General features: G+C 61.1%; 16 protein-coding genes. 6 read left to right on the top strand and 10 right to left on the bottom strand.

Features of this window, described 5'->3' with window-relative positions; all coding sequences use genetic code 11:
• Positions 1-39: 39 nt before the first annotated feature.
• The 3 genes from A9D13_RS02890 to A9D13_RS19995 form a co-directional block, all read right to left on the bottom strand.
• Positions 40-417 carry a nuclear transport factor 2 family protein gene (locus tag A9D13_RS02890; RefSeq protein WP_066769829.1) on the bottom strand — a complete coding sequence of 126 codons (378 nt, stop codon included), beginning with the start codon at positions 415-417 and terminating at the stop codon, positions 40-42.
• Positions 418-485: 68 nt separating this feature from the next.
• Entirely contained in the window at positions 486-2,126 is a 1,641-nt protein-coding gene (locus tag A9D13_RS02885; protein WP_082922053.1) for a TonB-dependent receptor, read from the bottom strand.
• 63 nt (positions 2,127-2,189) lie between these two features.
• Positions 2,190-2,819, bottom strand: a complete 630-nt coding sequence (locus A9D13_RS19995) for a TonB-dependent receptor plug domain-containing protein (RefSeq protein ID WP_172808077.1) — start codon at positions 2,817-2,819, stop codon at positions 2,190-2,192.
• A 262-nt stretch (positions 2,820-3,081) separates the two neighbouring features.
• Here A9D13_RS19995 and A9D13_RS02875 point away from each other — a divergent pair, with 262 nt between their 5' ends.
• From A9D13_RS02875 to A9D13_RS02860, 4 genes are all read left to right on the top strand, one after another.
• Complete coding sequence (locus A9D13_RS02875; protein ID WP_229665485.1) at positions 3,082-4,185, top strand: NADP-dependent oxidoreductase; 1,104 nt, start codon at positions 3,082-3,084, stop codon at positions 4,183-4,185.
• 94 nt (positions 4,186-4,279) lie between these two features.
• Positions 4,280-4,705, top strand: a complete 426-nt coding sequence (locus A9D13_RS02870) for an organic hydroperoxide resistance protein (RefSeq protein ID WP_066769821.1) — start codon at positions 4,280-4,282, stop codon at positions 4,703-4,705.
• A gap of 6 nt (positions 4,706-4,711) precedes the next feature.
• Positions 4,712-5,212, top strand: a complete 501-nt coding sequence (locus A9D13_RS02865) for a MarR family winged helix-turn-helix transcriptional regulator (RefSeq protein ID WP_066769819.1) — start codon at positions 4,712-4,714, stop codon at positions 5,210-5,212.
• Between the two features lie 130 nt (positions 5,213-5,342).
• A complete protein-coding gene (locus A9D13_RS02860; protein WP_066769818.1) occupies positions 5,343-6,062 on the top strand; it encodes a TetR/AcrR family transcriptional regulator in 720 nt (239 codons plus the stop codon).
• Between the two features lie 63 nt (positions 6,063-6,125).
• On the opposite strand, the gene A9D13_RS02855 is transcribed toward A9D13_RS02860, so the two are convergent.
• A complete protein-coding gene (locus tag A9D13_RS02855) occupies positions 6,126-8,033 on the bottom strand; it encodes an FAD-dependent monooxygenase (protein WP_066769816.1) in 1,908 nt (635 codons plus the stop codon).
• Between the two features lie 143 nt (positions 8,034-8,176).
• On the opposite strand from A9D13_RS02855, the gene A9D13_RS02850 reads away from it, so the two are divergent.
• Positions 8,177-8,608, top strand: coding sequence for a MarR family winged helix-turn-helix transcriptional regulator (locus A9D13_RS02850; RefSeq protein ID WP_066769813.1), 432 nt, complete (start codon positions 8,177-8,179; stop codon positions 8,606-8,608).
• Positions 8,609-8,652: 44 nt separating this feature from the next.
• Here the strand turns inward: A9D13_RS02850 and kce are convergent, their stop codons facing one another.
• The 4 genes from kce to A9D13_RS02830 form a co-directional block, all read right to left on the bottom strand.
• Positions 8,653-9,579 carry a 3,5-dioxohexanoate:acetyl-CoA acetone transferase gene (gene kce / locus A9D13_RS02845; protein WP_066769811.1) on the bottom strand — a complete coding sequence of 309 codons (927 nt, stop codon included), beginning with the start codon at positions 9,577-9,579 and terminating at the stop codon, positions 8,653-8,655.
• 93 nt (positions 9,580-9,672) lie between these two features.
• The gene (locus tag A9D13_RS02840; RefSeq protein WP_229665483.1) at positions 9,673-10,299 is read right to left on the bottom strand and encodes an FMN-dependent NADH-azoreductase; all 627 of its coding nucleotides are present in this window, start codon (positions 10,297-10,299) and stop codon (positions 9,673-9,675) included.
• Between the two features lie 62 nt (positions 10,300-10,361).
• Positions 10,362-10,763: a nuclear transport factor 2 family protein gene (locus A9D13_RS02835; protein ID WP_066769805.1), complete on the bottom strand. Its 402-nt coding sequence runs from the start codon at positions 10,761-10,763 to the stop codon at positions 10,362-10,364.
• On the bottom strand, positions 10,753-11,160 hold the full coding sequence (locus A9D13_RS02830) for a VOC family protein (RefSeq protein ID WP_066769804.1): 408 nt from the start codon (positions 11,158-11,160) through the stop codon (positions 10,753-10,755). The genes A9D13_RS02835 and A9D13_RS02830 overlap by 11 nt, the downstream gene beginning before the upstream one ends.
• Positions 11,161-11,257: 97 nt before the next feature.
• On the opposite strand from A9D13_RS02830, the gene A9D13_RS02820 reads away from it, so the two are divergent.
• A protein-coding gene (locus tag A9D13_RS02820; RefSeq protein ID WP_145206737.1) for an IS3 family transposase occupies positions 11,258-12,618 on the top strand; the annotation gives its coding sequence in 2 pieces (ribosomal slippage) (positions 11,258-11,602 and positions 11,605-12,618; 1,359 coding nt in all).
• Between the two features lie 210 nt (positions 12,619-12,828).
• Here A9D13_RS02820 and A9D13_RS02815 read toward each other — a convergent pair.
• Together A9D13_RS02815 and A9D13_RS02810 are read right to left on the bottom strand one after the other, a co-directional pair.
• A complete protein-coding gene (locus tag A9D13_RS02815) occupies positions 12,829-13,776 on the bottom strand; it encodes an NmrA family NAD(P)-binding protein (protein WP_066769802.1) in 948 nt (315 codons plus the stop codon).
• A 13-nt stretch (positions 13,777-13,789) separates the two neighbouring features.
• A complete protein-coding gene (locus tag A9D13_RS02810; protein WP_066769801.1) occupies positions 13,790-14,764 on the bottom strand; it encodes a 3-keto-5-aminohexanoate cleavage protein in 975 nt (324 codons plus the stop codon).
• Positions 14,765-14,874: the final 110 nt, after the last annotated feature.

Here is a 14,874-nt window from a genome sequence, read left to right as displayed (position 1 = left end):
CTCGCCGAGTTCCTGCCTCGCCGCAGGCAAACCCCTGCTTCAAGACCAGAACGCGTCCCATTGCTGCTGGTCGCTCACGCATTCCCAATGCTCGGCGAGCTTGTCGCCCTCGAAGCGCCATACACCTAAACCGAACATCGAGATGGCCTTGCCATCGCGCGAACCGTTGATCGGCGTGACGACCGTTGCCCATGCTCCGTCCGCCATCACCGCCACCGGCGCGCCGAGAGCGAAAGCTCCCTGCGAGCGTTCCTGGTAGGTGCCAAGATGCTCGGCAAAAGCCTTCGCACCGCGAAAGGTGCCGGCCATAGGATTGGGTCCGGGCGAATGGCACACGAAGTCCGGGTGAAGGTGCTCGAAAACGAGCCTGGGCTGCGCATAGATGGCGCGAAGCAGTTGTTCGGTGTCTGTTGCCATCGTGGAAACTACCCAATTCTTGGCCGCAAATGAAAAGGGGCGGCAAATCTGCCGCACCTTTCCCGTAGTCAGTTGCGCAGCGTAACGCGCAGACCCCAAGTCGCCGGACGCCCGGCGAAGCGGGTTATCGTATCGAGCGAGAAGTAGGTCGTGTCGTAATAGTACTTGTCAGTGACGTTGGTGCCGAAAGCCTCCACGGTCCAGGTGCCGTCCGCACCGGTCACACCGGCGCGAAGGTCAAGCAGGGCGCGCGCGGGAATGTCGAACTGGCTTGCCGGCAATGTAGCCGTCTGGAAGGTGGTGTTGCTCTTGCTGGCAAAGGTCACGCTCGCACCAAGATAGGCATCGACAGAATTGCTGATACCCCACTTGTATTGGGCGTCGGCATTGCCGGACCATTCCGGTGTGAAGGGCAGGCGCGAACCCTTGATGTCGCCATAGAGCTGGCTTCCGTTGTAGGTAAGGAAGCTCTTGTCGATTTCGGAATCCAGGTGGGTCACACTGCCGCTCAGCGTCAAGCCTGTAACAGGTCGGGCGTTGATCGACAGTTCCTGCCCGAAGATCCGCGATGAGGGCACGTTGATGAGCTTCTCGAGCAGATTGAAGAACGGGACAAAGATGCGCCCGCGGACCTGCTTGTCCTTGTAGCTGTAATGGAACACAGCGCCATTGACCTGCAGCGCACGTCCGAACAGCGGCAGCTTGAAGCCGCCTTCATAGGCATCAAGGCGTTCCTGCTTGGCCGGATCGAGCTGCGACTGCAGGGTGCCGCTGATGTTCGGGATCACACCACCCTTGTAGCCACGGCTGAACGAAGCATAGAGCAGCCCGCGATTGGCCAGTTTGTAATTCAAGCCGACATTGAACGACGTGCTGTTTTCGTCGAGCGAGACATTGCGCGATCCCGGGGCTGCCCCCGTGATATCGTTGATGAGGTAGCAGCCGCGCGGCGGAATGGTGTAGCCCGAAGCGAACGAGAGCAGCGTGGTCGCCGCCTGGTTGGCGGACGTGTCGCGGGTGCAGACGGCCCCGTTCACCTTGGCGTTCGTATAGCGGATACCACCGATCGCCGTCAGATTGTCGGTCACAGCATATTCAAGATGACCGAAAGCCGCGAGCGTCTTGTGGGTCTGATCCGCAGAGGATTGCACTGCACTCAGGCGCAACGGCAGAAACGGCACATAAGCGATGCTGGCGCCCTCGAAGCGGTAGTCGATGCGATCAGTCACGTCGGAGTGATCGTAGTTGGCGCCGATCAGAGCATGGACCTTGCCGGCATCATAGGCCAGCCTCAGTTCCTGCGAGAAGTACTTGATCGTACCGAAAGGAAGAAGTTCAAGCAGCGAGAGCGCTGTTGAGTCGGTGTCCTGATAACTCGAGTATTTCAGGTCGCTATACGAAGTCAGCGACGTGAGGGTTAGATCGTTGCCCAGGTCATAGTTGGCGGCGAGCGCAATTTGCCAGAACTTGCTATCGTTACGCATCGGCCAATCAGTGTTCCACGCCGCAGCGCGCGCGTCCTTCTTGAGGCCATCGACCGGCTGGCTGAACAGCGGACTGCCGGCACCGCCGATCAATCCCGGAATGCCGGAATTGGACGGGCCGCCCGCCCAGATCGCGGTCAATTGACCAGCTTGCGTATCCGACTTGTCCTGCCACGCCGTGGCCGTGAAATGCAGATCGAGCCTATCGGATGCATCGACATCCACAGACAAGCGCCCCTGAAGCTTGCGCTCGTCACCCAGCTTCTGGCCGGTGGTGCTGTGGCGCTGCTAGGCGCCGCCCTGCACCGAGCGCAAGGCGAGGCGCGCGCGGACCGTATCGCTCAGCGGCCCGCTGACGAAGCCAGAGGCGTCAGTTCGGCCGAAGCTGTCAACGGTCGCCCCCAGGCCATAGGAGAAGCCCGCTGTCGGCTTGGCGGCGATATAGTTGATCGCACCGCCCGTCGAGTTCTGCCCGAAAAGCGTGCCCTGTGGCCCCTTGAGAACCTCGACCCGCTCCAGGTCCAGGCCGACCGCCTGGGTCATTACGGGATAAGGCAGCGGAATTTGGTCAACATAGATCGCCACGCTCGGCACCGAGGAAAGACCCGAGTCGTTGAGACCCACACCGCGAAGTGTGTAAACCGGCGTTCCCTGGTTTGAGTCGGCGGCGGTGAAGCCCGACACGATCTTGACCAGATCCCCCGCATCCACGACATTGCGTTCAGCGAGCGTGGCAGCGCTTTCCGCCGTGATGGACATGCCAACGTCGTTCTGCGATTGAGCGCGCTTCTGCGCGGTTACGACGATCTCCGGCGCTGCAGCCTCATCTCCCGGCGCTTCCTGTGCGTGCACGACCCCGGCCATCGCAAGAGACGACACCTGGACGCCAAGCATGAGTGATTTACGGAACGATTTCATTACCCTCTCCCACCACTGAACCTTACCGACAACAGCAAACCGCCTGGGCCGTTTGCGCCTTGGCCGGAACATTACCGACCGGCTATCCGGCTCGCTTTACTAAGTCAAGATGCCATGTCAATATTCCCCGCAGACCGTGCGACGGCCGCCTGCCCAAGCCGCCAAGCCTTCATGATCGGGGCAGGGTCACCCACCCGGGCTGCGTTCATGGGCGGCGCGGCGTGGGAGGAATTCGCCAACGTCCGGCTCTATGTCGAGTGTGTTGCTGCGCGCCCCGCAGTGCAGGCGGCGCTCAGGGCCGAAGGCCTGGCCTGAGCAGCATCCCGCGCACTCTGACGTATTGGAACGAACGATTATGAAAGCCTCTCGCGAAGTCCGCCTCAAGAAATACGCCAAAGGATCAGTATCGGCCGACAACTTCGAAATCGCGCAAGTGGATCTGCCTGATCTTGCCGACGGCGAAGTGCTGGTTCGCAACATTTGGATGTCAGTCGATCCCGCCACGCGGATCCGCATGGCGGACATGAGCGGCTTCGATTCCCCCATTCCCGCCTTCACAGTCGGCGCGCCGCTCGACGGCGGGGCGATCGGCGAGGTCGTAAAATCGCGCAGCCCAGACTTCGACACCGGTGACACAGTCCAGTCCTGGCTCGGCTGGCGCGAAGCCTTCGTGGCCCCCGGGGCAGCGTTGCAGAAGATCAATGCGCCCGGCATTCCCGTGCAATCGTTGCTCGGGCCGGCCGGTGTGACCGGCCTGACCGCCTACGCCGGCCTCAAGACCGCGCTGCCGAAAGCCGGTGAGACGATCTTCGTCTCGAGCGCCGCCGGCGCGGTCGGCTCGATCGTGTGCCAACTGGCCAAGGCCGGGGGTCTGATCGTAATCGGCTCGGCGGGTGGAGCAGAAAAGTGCGCCTATCTGCGAGAGATCGGCGTCGACCATGCAATCGACTATAAGGCCGAGCCCGACATGCTGGCCGCCCTGCGCCGAGTCGCTCCCGAAGGCATCGACATATATTTCGACAACGTTGCGGGCGCCCAGCTCGAGGCGGCGATCGCCGCTGGCCGCGACAATGCGCGCATCATTCTGTGTGGTTCGGTCTCGACCGTGAACGACGAGGCGCCCTCTCCCGGACCACGCAATCTCATCCTGATGATCGGCAAGCAGATGCGCATGGAAGGGGTGACCGTTTTTCACCACTTCCATGAAATGCCGGAATTCCTGCAAGAGCTGCAACGCCTTGTCGCGGCTGGAAAGATGACATGGCGCGAAACGGTTTTCGAGGGAATCGAAAGCGCGCCCGAGGCGCTCGCTGCCCTTTTCGACGGCAGCGCGCTGGGAAAGGCACTCGTAAAGCTTGGGGCCTGAGCGGAAAAGGCGCCCTTTTGTATAACTTGCAATGATATTGTACGCAATTTATATGCGGCCCCAGCTGCCAAGCAGCTCATGACAGGAGCTTATAATGAACGCACTTTACACGACCAAGGTCACCGCGGTTGGTGGCCGCGCCGGGACCATCCGCAGCGACGATGGCCTGCTCGACATGTCCCTCGCCTTGCCCGCCGGCCTCGGCGGCAAGGGCGGCGCGACCAATCCCGAACAGCTTTTCGCTGCCGGTTATGCAGCCTGCTTCGAGAATGCCGTTATTCACGTCACGCGCGCGCAGACCGACAAGGTCGGCGATGACCAGATCGAGGTCACCGCCGAGGTCAGCTTGCTCTCCAACGGCCAGGGTGGCTTCGCGCTCGACGTGACGCTCGACATCGTGATCGAAGGTCTTGACCAAGCGAAGGCCGAGGAGATCGTCCAGACCGCCCACGCCGTCTGCCCCTATTCCAATGCGGTGAAGGGCAATGTAGACGTCAAGTTGAACGTATCGACGAGATAAGGCGGAATGTTGGTGGCGGACAGGAGCGAAGACGACCCCCTCCTGCTGGACCGGCAGGTCTGCTTCCCGCTCTATGCCGCTACCAATCTGCTGACGCGGCTTTACGGCCCGATCCTCTCCGGCCTCGGGCTGACCTATCCGCAGTATCTGGTGATGCTCGTCCTATGGGAAGAGGACCTCCAGACGGTCGGTGCGCTGGGCGCCCGCCTGTACCTTGACAGTGGTACACTGACGCCCCTGCTCAAACGTATGGAAAAAGCCGGCCTGGTGCGGCGGGAACGGGACCAGAACGACGAAAGGCGGGTACTGGTTTCGCTCACCCCGGCGGGCCGCAATTTGCGCGCCAGGGCGCTCCAGGTACCTGAAGTGCTGGCCAACGGCTATCCGGCCGGCGAACTGGAAAACCTGCGTCTGACGGTTTCTGAAATGGTCACGGAACTGGCGCGGCACCGCGTCGGGAAACTTTCGGACCAGGCGCTGCCGGCGGACAAAGCAGGTAAGGCATGAACGACTCGGCCCCTTCGCATCCCTGCATGGGATGGCTCGACCAGATCGGGAGTCCGCAATTGCCTTGTCAGTGGACTGCCGCTAGAATGAGCGGTGCCGATCAGCATCAGTCACCGGGAGAGATCAGGATTTGACAGATTCAACCCAATCGGGTGGTAACGCAGACAAAAGAGCTGCCAAGACCGTCGGCGCCAAGGCCAAACGTCCTGCGCGCCGCCGGCGGACGCAGGGCGAACGCAGTGCCGAAACCACAGCGAAGCTGCTCGATGCAGCCGTTCAAGTCCTGTTGGAAAAAGGGTATTCGGGCTTTCGCATCGGCGATGCGGCGGAACGGGCCGGCATCTCGCGCGGTGGTCAATTGCACCATTTCGCCACAAAGAACGAGTTGATCGAAGCGTCGATCGCCCACATGTTCGAAAGCGAGGTCGTGCAATCGCAAGCGGACGCCTCGCTGGCCAACGACGACAGCGTGATGTCGGCTGCGGCCGAGCACGCCCGTGAATTTCTCCAGAGCGACCTTTTCCGCCTGAGCTTCAATCTGCTGGTTTCGCTACCTCGGGACATCGAGTTGGCCGATCGGCTGCGCAACATCTCTCGCGCTAGCCGGCCGACGATCGAGGATGCCTGGGTCGGTCGCCTTGTCAAACTCGGGCTCGATGCCACCGATGCGACATCGGCTGTGGGTGCCCTGTGGAGTGTGCAACGCGGCTTTCTGGCGACCAACCACCTAGGGTTCCCCGAGAGCGTATCTTCTTCCGGAAGTGCGGATTTCGCCGAGGCGCTGCTGGCCAAGCACATCGCGCACGGGATCAATCGGCCCGCTGCTGGCAGTCGCGCCGCCAAAGTTTGATAGTGGCAAGCTGCAAAAGCGTGGCCCTCCAGGCAGGCCTCGGCGGTTCCACTCTGGCTTGACTCAGGTCACGTAAAGAATTGGCTCGAATATCGTCGCAAGCTGCTCGCGTGCGTCGAGTGGCAGCACCTGCGATACATACTGATCCGGACGCACAACGATCACGCACCCCCGGTCCCGGCTGATGTCGCGCATCGTGAAGATATCTTGCCCGCTCTTGTGATCGGCACAAAAGACCTTTTCGTAGTCGCAAAGCCCAAAGCGGCCTTTGTGCGGGCGAAGCAGCGACGGCATCTCCCCGAACTCCAAATCGCGAAAGCCCTGCTGGAACACCGCGCGCACATCGATCAGCGCATCGACGTCTTCGCCGGGACGACGATAAAGCGCGAGGGGCGATCCCGGATCGTCTTCGAGATAACGGCACAGCGCATCCACCTGGCCGCCGGATTGCCCCCGGTCAAAGGCCGGTGCGAACATGATCAACCGCCATCGATTGTCCGCCTCCACCACATGGCCCAGTTCCATCGGCATGGCATCGGCCAACCGGATGACAGGCGCCGAATGGAAACGCATACCCAGCGGGTATCCGGTCGCGAGGTTCTGCCACTTGGCGTTGCCGACCAAGTCGGACTGCTCGTAACGCACCGTCAGGCCGGCGGTAAATTCGCCGTTGGCGACGAATTCGCGCTGGACACGCGGAATGGACTGGTCTTCGCCTGCGTCCTCCCTGGTTCCGATGACGCGCGACCAGCGGTGGTCGAAATCGACCAGAGCCTTAGCCGCGGCCCACCGCTCGTCAGTATAGCTGTGCAAAAGCTCGGGCCTTGCGCGGCCGGTCAGGACGTGGATCAACTTCCACCCCAGATTGAAGGTGTCGCCCATCGACACGTTCATGCCTTGCCCGGCCTTCGGACTGTGGGTGTGGCAGGCATCGCCTGCGAGCAAGACGCGCGGGGTCTGCTCGGCCTTGCGGCTGGCGGGGACATCGTCAAAGGTGTCGGTAAGGCGGTGTCCGATCTCATAGATGGACCACCACACCACGTCCTTCACCTCGAAACTGTATGGATGCAGGATGCGCTTAGCCTTGGCGATGATATCTGCCTCGGTCATGCCGCGCTCGGCCACGCGCTCGGTCTCGTGCAGGCGGTCGAGCTCGACATAGAGGCGGACCAGATAGCCGCCTTCGCGCGGCAGGAGCAGGATGGTCCCGTCATGGCTCGCCTGGATGATCGCCTTCATCCGCAAGTCGGGAAAGTCCGTCACCGCCAGCACGTCCATGACGCCCCAGGCCTGATGCGCCGCATCCCCGTGCAGCGCGCCGCCGATGGCCCGCCGGACGGTCGAGCGCGCGCCGTCGCAACCCACAACATAGCGCGCGTTGACAGTCGACCTTTCGCCCGCGCTCCCCGGCGCCGTGCTTTCGAGCGTGACTTCTACAGGATGATCGCGCCCGTCATGATGGACCATAAGACCAACGACCTTGATACCGTAGTCCGGCTCAAGCCGGCTCGGCGCCTGACGCATAACGTCCAGAAACAGGTCGTGCACGCGCGCTTGGTTGATCAGGACATGCGGCATTTCGCTCAGCCCGTCGGCCACGTCCTGCACACGCCCGGCGCGGATGATGCTTTCCGGTCGGTCGGGATCGGGCGTCCAGAAGGTCGTTTCATTGATCCAGACCGACTCCCGCTTGACCTTTTCCGCAAAGCCGAAGGCCTGGAACATTTCCATCGAGCGGACATTGATGCCGTCCGCCTGGCCCTTTTCCATTGGTGCCTGCTTGGGCTCGACAATCATGGTGCGAATTTGCGGCACCTTGGCGAGCTGCGCCGCCAGGCATAAACCGGCTGGACCGCAACCGGCGATGAGGACATCGACATTATCGGGCAAGACGCCCTTCATGCGCCACGGTGGCGCAGCCGCGGCAACGTCCGGATCCCCCGGGCGGAAGCCATCAAGATGGTATTGCATTGTTCTCTCCCGCTCGGAGCAGCAGAGAATTACGTTGCACACTTACTAATTCTGGTCAAACAATTTGATAAGTGCACATCATATTTCCGATTAGCCCATGGCCGGGTCCCGGACTACAAGACCGGAGCGAACGGGGAATCATAATGGAAGCGCACGGCATGGTGGGTCATCTGATCCGCCGCTTGCACCAGATCGAAACGCGGGTTTTCCTCGCACGAACCAGGGCCGCCGGGTTCGATATCACGCCGGTCCAGTTTGCCGCGATGGACGCGCTCCATGCCGAGCCGGATATCGATCAGGCCACGGTCGCGTCCCTGATCGACTACGACCGAGCCACAATAGGCGCCGTGCTGGAACGGCTGGTCGCCAAAGGCCTCGTCCAACGCACCGTCAACCCGCGCGATCGCCGGGCGAGGACGGTTCGATTAACGGCGGAAGGGGAAACGACCCTGACAGCGCTTCTGCCGATCGTTCGCGAGGTGCAGGACGAAATCATGTGTCCCCTCGACAGCGTTCAACAGGCGCTGTTCAAGGAACTTGCGACGAAGGCAACTATGCGCAAAGACGATGGCTGAACGCTGCACTCCGTAATCCTACCGCTCCCTGACTGGGCGGGCGTTTAGAAGCCGACGTTGTCGGCTCCCTTGAGCGCGAGAATCTCGCGCGCCTCGGCAGGGGTGGCGATCTCGAGCGACAACGCCTCCAGGATGCCGCGAATGCGCGTCACCTGCTCAGCGTTAGACCTCGCGAGCTGGCCGCGTCCAAGGTAAAGCGAATCCTCTAGGCCGACCCGCACGTTGCCGCCATTGATCGCGCCCATTGTCACGAAGGGAAGCTGGTACCGCCCCGCCGCCATGACCGACCACTGGTAATCGTCGCCGAACAGCTTGTCTGCCAGCCGCTTGGCGTGAAGCAGGTTTTCTGTATCCGCGCCGGTGCCGCCGAGCAGCCCGAAGATCGACTGCACGAACAGCGGCGGCGTCACCAGCTTGCGATCGAGGAAGTGTGCCAGATTGTAGAGGTGGCTCGTGTCGTAGCATTCGAACTCGAACTTCGTGCCCTTCCCCTTGCCCAGCGTTTCGAGGATATATTCAAGATCCCCGAAAGTATTGCGGAAAATGAAATCCTTCGAGTTTTCCAGATAGGTCCGCTCCCATTCGTAGCGGAATTCCTTCTGGCGCTGCAGCATGGGATAGAGGCCGAAGTTCATCGACCCCATATTGAGAGAGGCAAGTTCGGGCTCGGCGGTCATCGCCGCAGCCAGCCGGTCTTCCAGCGGCATGCCCTGACCGCCGCCGGTCGTGATGTTGAGCACCGCGTCGCACGCTTCGCGGATGCGCGGCAGGAACTGCATGAACAGCTGGGGATCGGCGCTAGGCTGACCGTTCTCGGGATTGCGGGCATGAAGATGCAGGATGGCAGCCCCGGCCTCGGCCGCACCGATCGCCTGCTCGGCAATTTCCGCCGGAGTAACCGGCAGATGCGGTGACATGCTGGGGGTATGGACACTGCCGGTCACGGCGCAGCTGATTACGACCTTGGACATCTTGTCTTCCTCTGTCGCCGGATCGACCCTCCACTATCGGGTGGAGGCGACCTGAAGTCCGGCGTGTTTCCCGTTTGTTGAAACCGCGCGCGGTCAGGCGGGCAAGGCGCCTGCTGCCTCGAGTGCGCCTCCGACCGCCGTTTCACGATGCTCCGGCGAAATCGCAAGACCCTCGGCAATGACCGTCTCAACGTCGAAGATGCCGATAAAACCGAAGATGCCCTTGAGATAACTCTCGGCGAACTCGAGCGGCGCGGCCGGCGCGCCGTTCGAATAAACGGAGCCGCGCGCGATGCACAGGATGACCCGCTTGCCGCCCATGAAGCCTTCTGCTCCCGTTTCGGTATAGCGGAAGGTCTTGCCGGCCATAAGGATCCGGTCGATCCACGCCTTGAGCTGCGAGGGCACCGTAAAATTGTACATCGCGACGCCGATCACGACTACGTCCGCTGCCATGAAGGTCTCCAGCGCTTCCGATGAGCGCGCCAAGTCATCGGCGATGTGCGGAACCTGGTCGACGGGCAAACCCTGCTGCACCGCGATATGGGCACCGGAAAGGTGATCGAGCGGATTTTCGGCGAGATCGAGGTAGCTTACCTCGGCATCGGGATTTGCAGCGGTCAAATTCTTCATAACGGCGGCGGACAGAACGCGACTGGCCGAGTATTCGCCGAGAATGCTGGTGTCGATGTGAAGTATACGCAATTTTCCCTCCCGCAATGATATAGATTGCCCATCCAGCCCTTTAAAAAGCCAGCCAGCCCGACCGGATCGAACCGGAATCAACCCGCCAAAATGTCGATTGCCCGGCTGTCGAAATATTCATCGATCCGCGTGATGCGACCCAGATCGTCGATCGTAATCTGCATCAAGGCATGAAGGCGCAGCACGCCACCTTTCTTCAGTTCGGCGTTCAGGACGTGCTTGGAGAACACGAGGGAACCCGCCTGGGTCAGGGTCTGATCCGTATAGGCTACCCGGTGACTGGCGTCATGCAGCCCCTTGAGAGCGACCGCCGCTTGCGCGACGGTCTGCTCCTTTTCGTCATAATTGTGCCAGATCAAGGCGCCCGGTGCGAAACAGGCCGCCAGGCGGTCCATGTCACCCTGTTCAATCGCCTTGAACTGTTCACATACGAAGACGAGCCGATCGACACCCTCCGCCGGGCTCGATTCAGTGTGCATGCTCGGCGTTCTCGGGCGCTGCAAAGCGCATGGCCTCTGCCAGGTCGGCATCGGACAGATAGCCCAGCTGGCTGAACATCGGCTCGGGGATGGGGCTCGGATTGATCGTTCCGTCGCCCGACGGCTGCGGAACCTCGCCGCCACCCTTGCCGGTAAAGGCCGGCGGATTAACGAAGCGCGCGAGATCTTCCCGGCTGATCCCGATCGTGCCCGCGGCCTCGGCATCGACCCATCCCTTGGGTTCGACCTTGGGGCAGCCTTCGGTAGTTGAATATTCCATCTGCAAGCCTTCGGGCCCGGAGAAGTACATCGAATAGTTCATCCCGTGGCTGACGGGTCCGAACACGGCGTAACCGTTGCTGCGCAGGCGATCGCGCATTTCGAGCAGTTCGGCCATAGTATCGACCTTTGTCCGGCGTCAGCGCCAATGGCACAGATTTGAGGTTGTGAATTAAGGAGGATTTGGGCTTCGTCGTAGTGACGAAGGAACGAAGATGAAGCCCAAATCCTCCTTGAAAAAATCGGTGAAGGCTCCTGCGGAGCAGGTGGTGAAGGACATCCGGCGGGCGACACGCCGGCACTTCTCTGCCGAGGATAAAATCCGGATCGTGCTTGAAGGCCTGCGCGGCGATGACAGCATTGCTGAACTGTGCCGCAAGGAAGGGATCGCCCAGAGCCTGTACTACACCTGGTCGAAGGAGTTCATGGAAGCGGGCAAGCGCCGGCTCGCCGGCGATACCGCCCGTGCCGCAACCACCGGCGAGGTCCAGGATCTGCGCCGGGAAGCCCGTGCGCTGAAGGAATGCGTGGCCGACCTGACCCTCGAGAACCGCCTGCTTAAAAAAAGCATGATCGCGGATGGGGGCGACGACGAATGAGATACCCTGCATCCGAGAAGCTGGAGATCATCCGGATCGTCGAACAGTCGCACCTCCCGGCCTGGCGCACGCTGGAGCAGTTGGGCATCCCGCGCCGGACCTTCTATCGCTGGTACGACCGCTATCTCGAAGGCGGCCCGGAGGCGTTGGAGGATCGGCCATCGGCCCCGCGCCGGGTGTGGAACCGCATCGGCGACGATATCCAGCAGCAGATCATCGACATGGCGCTGGATACAACCGATCTGTCGCCCCGCGAACTGGCGGTGCGCTTCACCGACGAGAAGCGCTACTTCGTGTCGGAGGCCACGGTTTATCGCCTGCTCAAGGCCCATGATCTGATTACCAGCCCGGCCTTCGTCGTGATCAGGGCAGCCGATGCGTTCCACACCAAGACGACGCGGCCGAACGAAATGTGGCAGACCGACTTCACCTACTTCAAGATCATTGGCTGGGGCTGGGTCTATCTGTCGACCGTGCTCGACGACTTCTCGCGCTACATCATCGCCTGGAAGCTGTGCACCAACATGCGAGCCGAGGATGTCACCGACACGCTGGACCTCGCGCTCGAGGCCTCGGGTTGCGACAGCGCAACGGTGCTGCACAAGCCTCGGCTGCTGTCGGATAATGGCCCGAGCTACATCGCGGGTGAACTGGCGGAATATATCGAGGCCCGGAAAATGAGCCATGTGCGCGGCGCTCCGATGCATCCCCAGACCCAGGGCAAGATCGAGCGCTGGCATCAGACCCTCAAGAATCGCATCCTGCTCGAAAATTACTTCCTGCCCGGTGACCTTGAGGCCCAGATCGAAGCCTTCGTCGAGCATTATAACCACCGACGTTACCACGAGAGCCTGAACAACGTGACGCCCGCCGACGCCTACTTCGGCAGGGCCGATGCCATCATCAAACAGCGCGAAAGGATCAAACGGAAGACCATCGAACATCGCCGCTTGCTCCACCGCAAGATCGCCGCTTAATATCAACCCCAGGACGAGGCCCGCACTCCGCTAATTTACGCCGCGAGTTGTGCCAAATGTTCTGACGACGGACACTGGGTGAAAAATTCGATCTGCGCCTTCATGTCCTTGGTGATGAAGGCGGCGTGATGAAGCCCGTTCATGGCCATTTCAGCAAACTCCTCTTTTGTGGTTCAGACTCCATGATCGGTGCCCCGATCTGGACTGATCTCAATTATCTACGAAATCCGATTTATGTTCGCGCAGCCAGCCGAACAACGTGTTGGGCTTGCGGCCTAGGATCCGTTCGGCCGTATCGTTGATCTGCCAAAGCCAGTTTTCGTGCTCCCACTCGAAGTAGTCCAGCAATCCTTCGGCCATGCCGGCGTGACCAAACCGCTGCTCGAAGACCGGGCAATATTCCTTCAGGAACGCCTCGCGACTGGTATCCACGCTGATCCGAACGCGCCACGCATCGCTCATCGCTTCGGCCATCTGCGCGGTGGTCACATAATCATAGCCGTTGTTCATGGTCAGCGAGGTGCCGACGTACCGCTGGTCGGGGCTGAGGAACAGGCGCGCGACGACTTCGCCCAGATCCCGCACGTCGAACATCGGCAAGTGACGATCCGGCCAGATCAGTTTCTTCTGCGACACCAGGGCGGGCCGGGTGAAATAGAAGTTGTCGAACAGCGTCGCGCCGAGATTGACGTAGGTCATCGGCAAGCCGGACTCGTCAAAGATTTCACGCGCGACCCAGTGCTCCCATCCGGTTTTGAGCTCGCCCCAGGGAAACTTCTTGGGATTGTAGTCCGGCGCATAGCCGAGCAGCCGGATTACCTGGCGGACGCTCCCCGCCTGCTTGAGCGCGGCGACAACGTTGGGCATCGCGGTCTTTTCGTCGAGCCCGGGAGGAGTGACGACGAAAACACCCTCGACCCCGGCCAGCGCGCCTTCTAGGGAGGGGGCGTCGAAGTAGTTCGCGTTCACCACCTTCGCGTGCGGAAACTGGCCAGCGACCTTTTCCTGCGACGAGGCCGAGCTTGCGATCAGCCGCAGTTCGAGATCGGGCGCGGCGTAGGACAGAAAGTCCGCCACCTCCCGGCCCATCCGTCCGCTCGCACCGAATATCGCCACCGACCTGAGCGGATCGCGGCGAAATTTTTCGTGGATTGCCATCCGACCTACCTCCTCAGCGCGGCGCAATGCCGAACAGTGCGCGCATTTCGTTGGCGGTTGCCGGGGTGCGGCCGTGCAACTCTGCGATCTGCTTAGCGGCGCGGACCATTTCGACGTTGCTCTTGAACTTCTCGTTTGAATTAGGGTACTTGAACGCCGTGTCTTCGGTCCCGACACGGATGTGGAAACCCATCATTGTGGCCAGCGTGGTCATGTACATGGTGGCGCGACCGGCCGCACAAACCAGAAATTGCGGATCTGGGTCGATCTTGCGGATCTGATGCACCATGAGCATCAACTGGCGGATCATGTCGTCGCAGTCCATCACGCTGTTGCCCGAAATCAGGGTGCGACCGACGTCGAACGGCAGGCCATAGAGGATGCCCCACAGGACCTTGTTCTTGATGATGCCAGTATCGATTAAGCGGCGCTTGGCCAGCTCGATCTCGCCTGAATTGTGAATGGCGGGAACGGCCAAGACGTTGTGATCCATCAAGGTCTGCACCGCGGGGCCGACGAAGCTTTCGGGGTGGCCAGGAGCACATGGCGCGGATTCTGCCAGGCCGGCTGTTATCGGGCTCATGCATTCCTCGAACGTCTTGCCGTTCAGAACGTTGAGATCGGCCATGAAGCTGTAGCCGTAGCGCTTGCGGAGCGGCTCGAGCACCATCGAATAGGCCTCGGTCGGAGGAATCTGGTCGAGCCGGCGGCCCTTTTCATCGGTCACCCACGTGAAATCGATGTGGATCGAGAAGGCCCCTTCCTCGATGACGGCCGACGCTTCGTCCACGTACTTCTCCACCGAGGATTGGTTTGCGCCGTGATCCGCATCGTCGCCGAATCGGTCCGAAACCGCCACGGCAATCCCGATTTTTTCCGGAACGTCCCACTTGGGCTGCTCGTAATTGCCAAGAAAGCCGTAGCCTTCCATTTCCTGCTTGGCGGCTTCCCAAAGCGAGGGAATCGTTTTGGTCGTCACAGCGTCCATCTTCAATCTCTCCCAAAATTGCGCTTCATCGCTTATCCGAAAAGCGAATCATTTTAAACTTGCGGACCGGATGTACGGTATCCTAGCGGCGTCTGCAAGACCGGATTCGC

This window comes from Croceicoccus mobilis (assembly GCF_001661965.1).
Taxonomy (GTDB): Bacteria; Pseudomonadota; Alphaproteobacteria; order Sphingomonadales; family Sphingomonadaceae; genus Croceicoccus; species Croceicoccus mobilis.
This window is presented reverse-complemented; position numbering and strand designations above follow the sequence as displayed.

Excerpts from the sequence above, each read along its gene's own strand:
- A9D13_RS02890 (WP_066769829.1), bottom strand. The coding sequence starts at position 417 with ATGGCAACAGACACCGAACAACTGCTTCGCGCCATCTATGCGCAGCCC.
- A9D13_RS19995 (WP_172808077.1), bottom strand. The coding sequence starts at position 2,819 with ATGAAATCGTTCCGTAAATCACTCATGCTTGGCGTCCAGGTGTCGTCT.
- A9D13_RS02870 (WP_066769821.1), top strand. The coding sequence starts at position 4,280 with ATGAACGCACTTTACACGACCAAGGTCACCGCGGTTGGTGGCCGCGCC.
- A9D13_RS02865 (WP_066769819.1), top strand. The coding sequence starts at position 4,712 with ATGTTGGTGGCGGACAGGAGCGAAGACGACCCCCTCCTGCTGGACCGG.
- A9D13_RS02855 (WP_066769816.1), bottom strand. The coding sequence starts at position 8,033 with ATGCAATACCATCTTGATGGCTTCCGCCCGGGGGATCCGGACGTTGCC.
- A9D13_RS02850 (WP_066769813.1), top strand. The coding sequence starts at position 8,177 with ATGGAAGCGCACGGCATGGTGGGTCATCTGATCCGCCGCTTGCACCAG.
- kce (WP_066769811.1), bottom strand. The coding sequence starts at position 9,579 with ATGTCCAAGGTCGTAATCAGCTGCGCCGTGACCGGCAGTGTCCATACC.
- A9D13_RS02835 (WP_066769805.1), bottom strand. The coding sequence starts at position 10,763 with ATGCACACTGAATCGAGCCCGGCGGAGGGTGTCGATCGGCTCGTCTTC.
- A9D13_RS02830 (WP_066769804.1), bottom strand. The coding sequence starts at position 11,160 with ATGGCCGAACTGCTCGAAATGCGCGATCGCCTGCGCAGCAACGGTTAC.
- A9D13_RS02815 (WP_066769802.1), bottom strand. The coding sequence starts at position 13,776 with ATGGCAATCCACGAAAAATTTCGCCGCGATCCGCTCAGGTCGGTGGCG.
- A9D13_RS02810 (WP_066769801.1), bottom strand. The coding sequence starts at position 14,764 with ATGGACGCTGTGACGACCAAAACGATTCCCTCGCTTTGGGAAGCCGCC.